Here is a 12,707-nt window from a genome sequence, read left to right on the forward strand (position 1 = left end):
AGTGTGTGCGTGTGGTTCGGCCACAGTTTTGCGCAGGCTGGCGTTTGGCGCCTGCGCAGGCTGCAAAAAATTGGCCGACTTAAGTAGTGCAGAATTGTCGCATGCGGGATTTGATTTATTTACGGGCCTTGGTTCTGGTCTGCGTGGCTGGCCTTGCCCCGCAAAGCCGGGCCGCCCATGCCTATGCGCAGTTTGGCGACATCAAGTACCCGGCAGGTTTCACGCACTTCGATTACGTGAACCCGGCAGCGCCCAAAGGCGGCGAAATCCGCATGGTGCCGCCGACCCGTCCAACCAATTTCGACAAGTTCAACCCCTTCACTCTGCGCGGGACAGCACCCTATGGACTTGGCATATTGCTAATCGAAAGCCTGCTGACGGGAAATTCGGAAGAACCAACCACCGCCTACGGACTGCTGGCTGATGACGTTGCGGTCGCGCCCGACAAACTCTCGGTGACGTTCCGCCTGAATGGCAAGGCGCGTTTTCATAATGGCGCACCGGTGCTGGCGGCCGATGTGCTGCATTCCTTCACCCAACTGACCAGCAAGCTGGCCGCACCGCAGTACCGCACGATTTATGCACAAGTGAAGGGCGTCACTGTCGTGTCCGACCGGGTGGTGCGGTTTGATTTCCTGACGCCCAATCCGGAACTGCCGCTGGTGGTGGGCGGCATGCCAGTGTTCAGCCGCGACTGGGGAAAGGTCGATGGCCAGGCCAAGCCGTTCGACAAGATCGTGTCCGACATTCCCATCGGCTCGGGCCCTTACAAGATCGCCAACCCCGCCATGGGCCGTGACATCACCTATGTGCGCGACCCGGCTTACTGGGGCGCCGACTTGCCCAGCCGCAAGGGTCAGTTCAACTTCGACCGCATCAGCTTCAAGATATACCTTGACGAAACCTCGCGTTTCGAGGGGCTGAAGGCTGGAGAATTCGATTTCCTGCGCGAATTCATCTCGCGCAACTGGGCACGGCAGTACACCGGCAAGGCGTTCACGTCAGGCGAGTTGGTCAAGCGTGCCTTTGAAAACCGCAACCCCGGCGATTTCCAGGGCTATGTGTTCAACCTGCGAAACCCAAAGTTCCAGGATGTCCGGGTGCGGCGTGCCATTGGACTGGCGATGGATTTCGAGTGGATGAACCGGCAAATGTTCTATGGCCTGTACAAGCGCGTCAACGGTTATTTTCCCAACAGCGAGTTTCATGCTGAAGGCCTGCCCAAGCCTGATGAACTGGCCCTGCTGGAGCCCTTGCGCGCCCAACTCAAGCCTGGCGTCTTCGGCTTGGTTCCGGTTTCGCCGACGACCACGCCACCGGGCAGCCTGAGGGAAAACCTTCGCCAGGCGCAGGCGCTGCTGCGCGAGGCGGGCTGGACCTACCGCGATGGCGCGCTGCGCAATGCACAGGGTGAGGCTTTCACCATGGAATTTTTGAACGACCAGCCTTCGCTGGTGCGCATCGTCGGGCCGTTCCAGAAGGCGCTGGAAAAGCTCGGCATCACCATGACCTACCGCATCGTCGATTTCTCCCTGGGCAAGCAGAAGATGGATGCGTTTGACTTTGAGATCAGCACGCTGCGCCTGCCCGGCAGTACCGCGCCCGGCGGGGAATTGCTGGAATTGTTTGGCTCGAAGGCGGCCAGCACGCCGGGTTCTTCCAATGTTTGGGGCATTGCCGATCCGGCAGTTGATGCGCTGCTGCAAAAGGTCGTGACTGCCAGTACGCGTCCTGAATTGGGTGCGGCAATGCGGGCGCTGGACCGGGTGCTGACACATGGTTATTATTCGGTTCCACAGTATTACGGCGATGCTTTTTTAATCGGCTACCGGCCTCAGCGCTTCGTGTTGCCCGACTCGGTTCCGCCGTATTACCAGCCCGACACCTGGGCCATGAGTGCCTGGTGGGCATCCCCATCCAACAAGTAGGAAGCTAAACCTCCAATGGCCAGCTACATCTTCAAGCGCCTGCTGCTGATGATTCCAACTTTATTCGGGGTTCTGTTGCTGACCTTCGCCATGGTGCAGTTCGTGCCGGGCGGGCCGGTTGAGCAGATGGTTGCGCAACTGCAGGGCCGCGATTCGGGCGGTGAACGCGCTGTCAGCACCGGGGCTGGCTACCGGGGCCGGCAAGGCGTCGATGCCGAGCGCATCGAGGAGATCAAGGCGCTGTATGGATTTGACAAGCCGGTGCTTGAGCGCTTTGTTCAGATGCTGGGCCGCTTTGCCCGGTTTGACCTGGGAAACAGCTTTTACCAGCACAAGGATGTCTGGCAACTGGTCAAGGAAAAGCTGCCGGTGTCGGTAAGCCTGGGGCTGTGGACCTTTTTCCTGAGCTATTTGATTGCTGTTCCTCTGGGCGTCGCCAAGGCGGTGAGGGCAGGCAGCCGCTTCGACTTCTTGACCACGCTGGTGGTGCTGGTTGGCTATGCGATTCCAGGTTTCGTGCTGGGCGTGGCGCTGCTGGTGGTGTTTGGCGGACAACTGCAGTGGTTCCCCCTGCGCGGGCTGACTTCGGCCAATTGGGAAACACTTAGCTGGGGCGCCCGCATCACGGATTACCTGTGGCACATCACGCTGCCGGTCACGGCCATGGTGCTGGGCAGCTTTGCCGTGACAGCGGTGCTGACCAAGAATTCGTTCCTGGAGGAAATCCGCAAGCAGTATGTGCTGACGGCCAGGGCCAAGGGGCTGAGTGAACGCCAGGTGCTGTGGAAGCATGTGTTTCGCAACGCACTGATTCCCATCATCACCGGCTTTCCAGCCGCGTTCATCGGTGCCTTTTTTACCGGCTCATTGCTGATCGAAACCCTGTTTTCACTTGATGGGCTTGGCCTTCTCAGCTATGAAAGTGTTATCCGGCGCGACTATCCCGTGGTGCTGGGCACGCTGTATTTGTTTACCCTGATTGGCCTGGTGACCAAGCTGATCAGCGACCTTTGCTATGTGTGGGTGGACCCTCGTGTCAAATTCGACTGACATGGCCAGTACTTCCCATTCCAATACTGCGGTGGATCCCGCTTTAACCCAGCAGGGACCGCGGAACCGGCACAGCCGGGCCTCAGGCGCAGCAGCCCCCTCGGGGGGCAGCGAAGCACACGCAGTGGGGAGCGTGGGGGCAATATCGCCATCGCGCCGCGCCTGGCAACGCTTTCGGCGCAACCGACTGGGCTACTGGAGCCTGCTGCTGTTTTGCATGCTGGTGGTGCTCAGCCTGTTTGCCGAAGTCCTGTCCAACGACAAGCCGCTGGTGGTGCGCTATGAGGGAACGCTGTATTTTCCGATCGTCAAGGACTATTCCGAAAAAACCTTCAAGGGCGATTTTGAGACGCCAGCCGATTATCTTGACCCTTTCATCCGTGACAAGTTGACACAGAGCGGCAACTGGGCGATCTACCCACCCAATCCCTATGGGCCGCGCACCATCAATTACTTCGCCAAGGAGCCGAATCCTTCGGCACCGTCGCGCGACAACCTGTTCGGCACCGACGACCGGGGGCGAGACCTCCTGGCGCAATTGATCTACGGCTTTCGGCTCAGCGTGCTGTTCGGCTTGGCGTTGACGTTTATTGGTGTGGTGATGGGCGTGATGGCAGGCGCGATTCAAGGCTATGCCGGAGGCAAGACCGACTTGGTCGGCCAGCGCTTTATGGAAATCTGGGGCTCCATGCCCGAGCTTTACCTGCTGATTATTTTTAGCGCCATCTTCGCGCCCAGCGTGGGGTTGCTGCTGCTACTGCTCAGCCTGTTTGGCTGGATGGGGCTGTCAGACTATGTGCGCGCCGAGTTTCTGCGCAATCGCCAGATGGACTATGTGCGGGCGGCCAAAGCGCTGGGCGTAAGTAATCTACAGATTATGAGGCGACACATATTGCCAAACAGCCTGACGCCCGTGGTGACGTTTCTGCCGTTTCGCATGAGTGCGGCCATTTTGGCGCTGACCTCGCTGGATTTTTTGGGGCTGGGCGTGCCTCCCGGAACGCCGTCGCTGGGCGAACTGCTGAGCCAGGGCAAGGCCAACATTGACGCCTGGTGGATTTCGCTGTCGACCTTTGCCGTACTGGTCATCACCTTGCTGCTGCTGACATTCATGGGCGACGCGTTGCGCGATGCCCTGGACCCCAGAAAGGTGGACCAATGAGCCTGCCGCTGCTGGACGTCAAGGGGCTTCGCGTGTCATTTGGTGGCAAAGAGGTGGTGCGCGGCATCGACTTTTCCATCGCGTCCGGAGAAAAACTGGCGCTGGTTGGCGAGTCGGGTTCGGGCAAGACGGTAACAGCGCTCAGCCTGCTGCGGCTGGTTCAGGATGCGGCGATCAGCGGAAAAGCGGTCTTTGAAGCGCCCGGCGGCCAGGGTGATTTGCTGTCCATGCCAGAGCGGGCGCTGCTGGGGATTCGTGGCAGGGACATCGCCATGATTTTTCAGGAACCGATGACCGCGTTGAACCCGCTGTTCACCGTGGGTGAGCAAATTGCCGAGGTTTTGCAGTTAAAAGAGGGTGTTACGCAAGCTGCATCTGCACAGGCTGCTATTGAACTGTTAGCAAGCACCGGTATTCCAGAGCCTGAGCGGCGGGCCAGGTCTTTTCCGCATCAGTTGTCCGGCGGTCAGCGCCAACGCGCCATGATCGCCATGGCATTGGCTTGCCGTCCCAAACTTCTTTTGGCTGATGAGCCGACGACCGCGCTGGATGTCACCCTGCGCGGCCAGATTCTGGACCTGCTCGGTGATTTACAGCGGAAAAACGGCATGGCCGTGCTGCTGATCACCCACGACCTGAATCTGGTGCGACGGTTTGCCGACCGGGTGGCGGTCATGGAAAACGGCCACATCGTCGAGCAGGGCAAGGTTCTCGATGTGTTTGCCCGACCGCAACATGCCTACACCCGCAAGCTGATCGACAGCAAACCCGTGCGCGATGTCAATGAAGGCCGTCCGAAAGCCGAGCAGCTCCCGCCGATCATGCGGGCCAGCCAGTTGCGCGTTGCCTATCCGGTGGCGGTTCCCGGTATCCGGGGCTGGTTCAAGAGCGGCGAGTTTGTCGCCGTCAAGGAGGCAAGCTTTGTCATTGCACCAGGAAAAACGCTCGGTATTGTGGGCGAGTCGGGTTCTGGCAAGTCCACGCTGGCGCTGGCCTGTCTGGGGTTGCTAAAGTTTTCTGGCCAGTTGCAGGCGGCGGGGCAGTCGTGGAGCCGGCAGGCTGCCGGCAATAAAGCCATTCGCAAGGTGGTGCAGGTGGTATTTCAGGACCCGTTTTCCTCGCTGTCGCCGCGCATGACGGTTGAGGCGATCGTCGAAGAAGGCTTGCTGGTGCACGAGCCTTTGCTGAGCCAGGTCGAAAGACGAAAGCGTGTTGAACAATCGCTGGCCGATGTGGGCATGGACGAAGCGCAGTTTTCGGGGCTGCTGCGGCGCTATCCGCATGAATTCTCGGGAGGGCAGCGCCAGCGGCTGGCCATTGCCAGAGTGCTGATCATCAATCCCGGCCTGCTGGTGCTGGATGAACCTACCAGCGCGCTGGATGTGACGATTCAAAAACAGGTGCTGGGGTTGCTTCAGCGGCTGCAGCGGGAGCGCGGCCTGAGCTACCTTTTAATTACACACGACATCGACGTGATTCGCGCCATGGCCCACGATGTCATGGTCATGAAAGACGGGGAAATCGTTGAATCGGGTACTGTGCAGTCGGTGCTGGACCGGCCGCAGCATCCTTACACAAAAATTCTGGTGGCACAGGGTTGACACTTGGCCCGGGGAGCGAAAATTTTCTGAGTTTTGAAGGGGGAGAAGGTACAAAGTTGGTTGCATCACAGCGTCCTTTGCGCTAGAATACGCACTTCACACGACCAAATGGGCGGGTTTTTACCGCCCATTTTTTTTGGGCGTTTGTTTTTGCACAGGGCAGACGAGCAGCTGGCAAATCGCTAAAAGGAACGAAAGACTGAATGGCTTTGCAAGAGACGATTGAGCAAACGGTAACGGGGCTGGGCTACGAACTGGTAGAGATCGAGCGAACCAGCGGCGGCTTGCTGCGTGTCACGATTGACATGCCTTACCTTGCCGGAACGCCGGCCGAGGCCGTGCAGTTCATCAACGCCGAAGACTGCGAGAAGGTGACCCGCCAATTGCAATTCGTGCTTGAAGTCGAAGGCGCAGAGTATTCGCGCCTTGAAGTCAGTTCCCCCGGCATCGACCGGCCGCTGCGCAATGAAAAAGATTTTGACCGTTTTGTGGGGGAGTTGATCGACATTACCCTCAAAGCACCGATTGGCGTGGCTGCAAGTGCGGGTTCGACCGTTTCGGCCACCCGCAAGAAATTCCGCGGAACGCTCGAACAGGCTGAGCCTGTTGGCGCCCAACCGTCATGGCAAATCGTCTGGAGCGATGAGCCTGCCGTGAAGCCTGGGCAGAAGGTCAGCAAGAAACGAATTCCTGCACCCCTTCAGGCGCTGGGGTTCACGCTGGATGAAATCCAGCAGGCGCGTTTGGCGCCCGTGGTTGATTTCAAGGGCCGCAGACCCAAACCTGTTGACGATACATCCATAAAAATATAATTTAGAAAGGCAGGCTTGTGAAATGAATCGCGAACTGTTGATGCTGGTTGATGCCATCTCGCGTGAAAAAAACGTTGAGCGCGACGTGGTGTTCGGTGCTGTCGAGCTTGCGCTCGCTTCGGCGACCAAGAAAGTTTATGCCGATGGCGTGGATATCCGTGTCGTGGTGGATCGCGACAGCGGGACGTACGAAACCTTCCGTCGCTGGCTGGTCGTTGCCGACGAGGCTGGCCTGCAAAACCCCGAAGCCGAAGAGTTGGTGACTGATGCGCGCGACGAAATCGCCGACATCGAAGAGGGTGACTACATTGAGAAGCCGGTGGAAAGCCTGCCGATTGGCCGTATTGGTGCGCAAGCGGCCAAGCAGGTTATTTTGCAGAAAATCCGCGATGCCGAGCGTGAAATGCTGCTCAATGACTTCATGTCACGCGGCGACAAGATATTTGTCGGCACTGTCAAACGCATGGACAAGGGCGACCTGATCGTCGAGTCCGGCCGGGTTGAGGGCCGTCTGCGCCGCAGCGACATGATTCCGAAGGAAAACCTGCGCACCGGTGACCGTGTGCGCGCCATGATCATGGAAGTCGACACCACGCTGCGTGGCGCGCCCATCATCCTGTCGCGAACCTCGCCCGAATACATGATCGAGCTGTTCCGCCAGGAAGTGCCTGAAATTGAGCAGGGTTTGCTCGAAATCAAGACCTGCGCCCGTGACCCGGGTTCACGCGCCAAGATTGCCGTGCTGTCGCATGACAAGCGCGTCGATCCCATTGGAACCTGCGTCGGCGTTCGCGGAACCCGTGTCAATGGCGTGACCAATGAACTGGCTGGCGAGCGCGTTGACATCGTGCTGTGGAGCGAAGACCCTGCCCAGTTTGTGATTGGTGCGCTGGCGCCTGCCAACGTGTCGTCGATCGTGGTCGATGAAGAGCGTCATGCCATGGATGTGGTGGTGGATGAAGAAAATCTTGCAATCGCCATCGGCCGTGGGGGCCAGAACGTTCGCCTGGCGTCCGAGTTGACCGGCTGGAAGATCAACATCATGGATGCCAACGAGTCGGCCCAGAAGCAAGCCAGTGAAACCGACAGCAGTCGCAAGCTGTTCATGGCCAAGCTAGATGTCGACGAAGAAATCGCCGATATCCTGATTGCCGAAGGTTTTACCAGTCTGGAAGAGGTGGCTTATGTGCCACTACAAGAAATGCTCGAGATTGAGTCTTTCGACGAAGACACCGTCAATGAGTTGCGCACGCGCGCCAAAGATGCACTGTTGACGATGGAAATCGCCCAGGAAGAAAATGCCGGCGGTGTTTCGCAAAATCTGCGGGACGTCGAAGGCTTGACGCCCGAGCTGATTGCCAAATTAACCGAAGCGGGTGTTGCCACCCGTGACGACCTGGCCGATCTGGCCGTGGATGAGCTTACCGATATAACCGGCCAGTCTGCGGACGAGGCCAAAGCCCTGATCATGACTGCACGCGCCCATTGGTTTACCGATGACGCTGGCGACGCTGCTGCGCCCGCAGCAGCCCAAGAGCAATGATCATGGAGGCCAGTCAGGAAAACCAAATATGTCCAGTACCACTACCGTCGCTGAATTCGCAGCTGAATTGAATAAATCTCCCGCTACCCTGATCGAGCAATTGACCAGCGCAGGCGTTGCAAAATCGCAGGCCAGCGATCCCTTGTCGGAATCCGACAAGCAAAAGCTGCTCGGCTACTTGCATGCCAGCCATGGCACTGTCGCGGCCGATCGAAAAAAGATCACCTTGATGAAGAAGTCGACTTCGGAAATCAAACAAGCCGATTCCACGGGCAAGGCCCGCACCATCCCCGTTCAAACCATCAAGAAGCGCACCTTCATCAGACGTGAAGACGAAGCCGACCTGCCAGTTGAAAACGCCCAATCAAGCATGTCTGCAAATGCTCCGCAGATTCAGGCTGCCGAAGATGCCGAGCTGGTTCGCCGTGAAGACGAGGCTAACCGTAATGCCGAGCTATGGCGCCTTCAGGAAGAAGAACTGACGGAAAAGCGCCGTGTCCGCGATGAGCAGGCCGCGCAAGACGCAGCTCGCGAACAGGAACGCGAAGCCGCTGCACAGAAAGCTCAAGCCGAGGCGCAAGCCCAGCAGGCTCAGGCGCAAGCGGCGGCCCAAGCCGCTGCTGCTGCCGAAGCGGCAAAAAAGCCCAAGCCGACCATTGGCAAAATATTCAAGCCGGCGCCCGTTGCTCCGGTTGCTCCAACTGTTACCGAGGAAGCACCAAAGACCGTGGACACTGCCGCAGCAGAAAAAATCAGCAAGGCTGCCGAGGCTGCAAGCGCCAAGGCTGCTGAAGCCGCAACCCTCCAGGCGGCTGCCAAAGCCAAGGCCACTGCCGAATTCCAGGCGGATGCGGCCAAGGCCGTGGATCTGCAGGAACGCCGCCGCAAGGCCGAAGCAGAAGCTGCTGGCATTCGCGCCATGCTGTCTGCGCCCAAACGTGTGCTGGTTCCCCATGTCGACCCCAAGGTCGCGATGAAGGGAACGCTGCACAAGCCGGTGGTTGCCCCGGGTGCTGCCAAGCCTGCTGCTACGGGTGCGGCGGGTGCACCAGCTGCGCCAGGCGCCGCCGGCAAGAAGGAAGTCAAGTCAGAAAATTTGTCTTCGACTTGGAAAGACGACGCGGCCAAGAAAAAAGGTATTCCGAGCCGTGGCGCTCCGGTGGTACCGGGTCGCGGCAATTTCCGTCCTGGTGCGCGCGGCCGCCGCAGTGGTGGACGCGAGGTGCGTCCGGAATCGAATTTTGTCGCTCCGACCGAATTCAAGGTGATCGAGGTCCATGTGCCCGAAACCATCACCGTGGGTGAACTGGCGCACAAGATGAGCGTGAAGTCGTCCGAGGTCATCAAGCATTTGATGAAGCTGGGCCAGATGGTCACCATCAACCAGCCGCTGGACCAGGACACCGCCATGATCGTGGTGGAAGAAATGGGCCACAAGGCTCTTACGGCAGCGCTGGACGATCCGGAAGCCTTCACCGACGACGACGTGCAGGGCCAGCAGTCCGAGGCACTTCCGCGCGCACCGGTGGTCACCGTCATGGGTCACGTTGACCATGGCAAGACCTCGCTGCTCGACTACATCCGGCGCGCCAAGGTGGCCTCCGGTGAAGCCGGCGGCATTACCCAACATATCGGTGCCTATCATGTCCAAACACCGCGCGGTATGGTGTCCTTCCTGGATACCCCGGGCCACGAGGCGTTCACCGCCATGCGTGCCCGTGGCGCGCAGGCTACCGACATCGTGATTTTGGTGGTTGCAGCGGACGACGGTGTGATGCCGCAGACCAAGGAAGCCATCAAGCACGCCCGTGCCGCTGGTGTTCCGATCGTTGTGGCAATCAACAAGATTGACAAGCCTGGCATCAACATGGAACGCGTCAAGGGTGAGCTGGTCACCGAAGGCGTCGTCCCCGAAGAGTTTGGCGGCGACTCACCGTTTGTGCCAGTCTCGGCGCATACCGGTGCAGGTATCGATGAACTGCTCGAACAGGTGCTGCTGCAGGCTGAAGTGCTTGAGCTCAAGGCATCGGTGGACTCCCTGGCCAAGGGCCTGGTGATCGAAGCGCGTCTCGACAAGGGCCGTGGTCCGGTTGCCACCGTGCTGGTCCAGTCCGGAACCCTGAAGGCGGGCGACGTGGTGCTGGCGGGCTCGACCTATGGCCGCGTGCGCGCCATGCTCGACGAAAACGGCAAGCCGATCAAGACCGCTGGTCCTTCGATTCCCGTCGAAATCCAGGGCCTGACGGAAGTGCCGCAAGCCGGCGACGACTTCATGGTCATGACCGACGAACGCCGTGTGCGCGAAATCGCCACCTACCGTGCTGGCAAGTTCCGCAACACCAAGCTGGCCAAACAGCAGGCGTCCAAGCTGGAGAACATGTTCTCCGACATCAACGCTGGCGAAGTCAAGTTGCTGCCCATCATCATCAAGGCTGATGTGCAGGGTTCGCAGGAAGCGCTGGCGCAGTCGCTGCTCAAGCTGTCGACTGACGAGGTCAAGGTGCAGCTGGTGTACTCGGGTGTTGGTGGTATTTCCGAATCCGACGTCAACCTGGCGATTGCTTCGAAAGCGGTTCTGATCGGGTTCAATACCCGGGCCGATGCCCAGGCGCGCAAGCAGGCCGAGAACAACGGCGTTGACATTCGCTACTACCAGATCATTTATGACGCGGTGGACGAGCTCAAGGCTGCCATGTCCGGCATGCTGACACCTGACAAGAAGGAAGAAATCATCGGTAATGCCGAGATTCGCAACATCTTCAAGGTCAGCAAGATCGGCTCGATTGCCGGCTGTATGGTCACCGCTGGTGTGGTTCGCCGCACCGCCAGGTTGCGCTTGCTGCGCCAGAACGTGGTCATCTTCACCGGTGAACTCGACTCGCTCAAGCGCTTCAAGGACGATGCCAAGGAAGTCAAGGAAGGCTTCGAGTGCGGCTTGAACCTGAAGAACTACAACGACATCGAAGTCGGCGACATCCTGGAGTTCTTCGAAATCAAGGAAGTGGCCCGGACCTTGTAAGCACATGACCATTCGCCAGCCCAAAGGCTGGCGAATGGCCTGCTCGAAACAAGGACTGCAACTTCAGATTCCCAATACATGCGTAAAAAATCATCTACCCCCAACCGCAGCTTTCGCGTAGCCGACCAGATCCAGCGTGATTTGACGGAACTGATCGCGCGCGAGTTGAAGGACCCGCGCGTCGGCATGGTGACGGTCCAGTCAGTCGAGGTCACGCCCGACTATGCCCATGCCAAGATTTATTTCAGTGTGCTGGTCGGCGACCCGAAGGAGTGCGAAATCGCACTCAACCAAGCGGCAGGTTTCCTGCGCAACGGCTTGTTCAAGCGCTTGATGACCCACACCGTGCCGACGCTGCATTTCCATTACGACCAGACGACTGAACGTGCGGCCGACCTGAACGCCTTGATTGCCAAGGCGGTTTCCTCCCGCGCCCAGGACTAACTCTGCGCCGTTCCCCTTTGACAGGTTCGGGGGCAACGGTGCCACCGAGCGTTCGGGCCAGACCGTACGCCGAGCCTGTCAAAGCTTATGACGCAAACAACTTCTACCCGCCAGAAAATCCAGCGACGTCCCGTACACGGCGTGTTGCTGCTCGACAAGCCGCTGGGCCTGTCGAGCAACCAGGCGCTGCAAAAGGCCAAGTGGCTGCTGCGTGCGGAAAAAGCCGGCCACACCGGAACGCTTGACCCGCTGGCCACTGGCGTGCTGCCGCTGTGTTTTGGCGCGGCCACCAAGTTCAGCCAGATGCAGCTTGAGGCTGATAAAACCTATGAAGCCGTGCTGCTGCTGGGCCAGAAAACCAGCACGGCGGATGCCGAAGGCGAAGTGATTGAAACCCGTCCTGTTCCTGTGATCACGCCCGAACTGCTGGAAACAATCACCAGGCGTTTTACGGGGCCACTGGCGCAGGTGCCGCCGATGTATTCGGCGCTGAAGAAAGATGGCAAGGCGTTGTATGAATATGCCCGCAAAGGCATCGAGGTCGAGCGGGAAGCCCGTCACATCACGATTTTCAAGCTAAATATGGCGCTTGCGCATGACCCACGGGCACAAGCAGCTATTAAAATAATAGTGAGCTGCAGCAAGGGAACGTATATTCGCACGCTCGGTGAAGACATTGGCGAGGCCATTGGTTGCGGTGCCCACCTGGGTTCGCTGCGCCGGATCGAGACCGGCGGTTTTGTGGCTGCGCAATGCGTGACACTGGCTGCGCTCGAAGCGATGAACGAAGCCGAACGTGATGCCTGTTTGTTGCCCCCGCAGTCGCTGGTAGCGGATTACCCTTTTGTCACACTGGACGCCGACAATGCCGGACGTTTCCTGAGCGGCCTGCGTCGCCGGGGTCAGTGGGGTGCCGATGCACCACTCGTGCAGGTGTATGGCAACGAGCCGGCTGCATTTCTGGGTTCTGCCCATATTTGTGCCGATGAGCTGATTCCCCAGCGTTTGCTGAGTCCGGTTGAAGTTCAGGACATCCTGCAATCATCCGGTCGCACTTATGAAGTTTTAACGCCAGTTTCCGTGGCCCTAGCCTCCGAACCCACGGAAGCCGGCTTTTTTCAACATTAATTTAATTACCGTTTCAAGTT

Annotated in this window: 9 protein-coding genes; all 9 read left to right on the plus strand. The window is 58.9% G+C overall.

Features of this window, described 5'->3' with window-relative positions:
* Positions 1-101 precede the first annotated feature (101 nt).
* The 9 genes from IWX87_RS16660 to truB all read left to right on the plus strand — a co-directional run bounded on the left by IWX87_RS16660 (position 102) and on the right by truB (position 12,687).
* Positions 102-1,928 carry an extracellular solute-binding protein gene (locus IWX87_RS16660; protein ID WP_196864642.1) on the plus strand — a complete coding sequence of 609 codons (1,827 nt, stop codon included), beginning with the start codon at positions 102-104 and terminating at the stop codon, positions 1,926-1,928.
* 15 nt (positions 1,929-1,943) lie between these two features.
* Entirely contained in the window at positions 1,944-2,978 is a 1,035-nt protein-coding gene (locus tag IWX87_RS16665; RefSeq protein ID WP_196864643.1) for a microcin C ABC transporter permease YejB, read from the plus strand.
* Position 2,979: 1 nt separating this feature from the next.
* A complete protein-coding gene (locus IWX87_RS16670) occupies positions 2,980-4,140 on the plus strand; it encodes an ABC transporter permease (protein ID WP_370583940.1) in 1,161 nt (386 codons plus the stop codon).
* On the plus strand, positions 4,137-5,741 hold the full coding sequence (locus IWX87_RS16675; RefSeq protein WP_196864644.1) for an ABC transporter ATP-binding protein: 1,605 nt from the start codon (positions 4,137-4,139) through the stop codon (positions 5,739-5,741). The genes IWX87_RS16670 and IWX87_RS16675 overlap by 4 nt, the downstream gene beginning before the upstream one ends.
* A gap of 203 nt (positions 5,742-5,944) precedes the next feature.
* Positions 5,945-6,553 (plus strand): ribosome maturation factor RimP, encoded by a 609-nt coding sequence (gene rimP / locus IWX87_RS16680; protein WP_196864645.1) that lies wholly within the window; start codon positions 5,945-5,947, stop codon positions 6,551-6,553.
* A gap of 22 nt (positions 6,554-6,575) precedes the next feature.
* On the plus strand, positions 6,576-8,096 hold the full coding sequence (gene nusA / locus IWX87_RS16685; protein ID WP_196864646.1) for a transcription termination factor NusA: 1,521 nt from the start codon (positions 6,576-6,578) through the stop codon (positions 8,094-8,096).
* A gap of 28 nt (positions 8,097-8,124) precedes the next feature.
* Complete coding sequence (gene infB / locus IWX87_RS16690; protein ID WP_196864647.1) at positions 8,125-11,115, plus strand: translation initiation factor IF-2; 2,991 nt, start codon at positions 8,125-8,127, stop codon at positions 11,113-11,115.
* Positions 11,116-11,193: 78 nt separating this feature from the next.
* Complete coding sequence (gene rbfA / locus IWX87_RS16695; protein WP_196864648.1) at positions 11,194-11,559, plus strand: 30S ribosome-binding factor RbfA; 366 nt, start codon at positions 11,194-11,196, stop codon at positions 11,557-11,559.
* An 87-nt stretch (positions 11,560-11,646) separates the two neighbouring features.
* The gene (gene truB, locus IWX87_RS16700; protein ID WP_196864649.1) at positions 11,647-12,687 is read left to right on the plus strand and encodes a tRNA pseudouridine(55) synthase TruB; all 1,041 of its coding nucleotides are present in this window, start codon (positions 11,647-11,649) and stop codon (positions 12,685-12,687) included.
* The last annotated feature ends 20 nt before the right edge of the window (positions 12,688-12,707 follow it).

The organism is Polaromonas sp. CG_9.7, assembly GCF_015752205.1.
Taxonomy (GTDB): domain Bacteria; phylum Pseudomonadota; class Gammaproteobacteria; order Burkholderiales; family Burkholderiaceae_C; genus Polaromonas.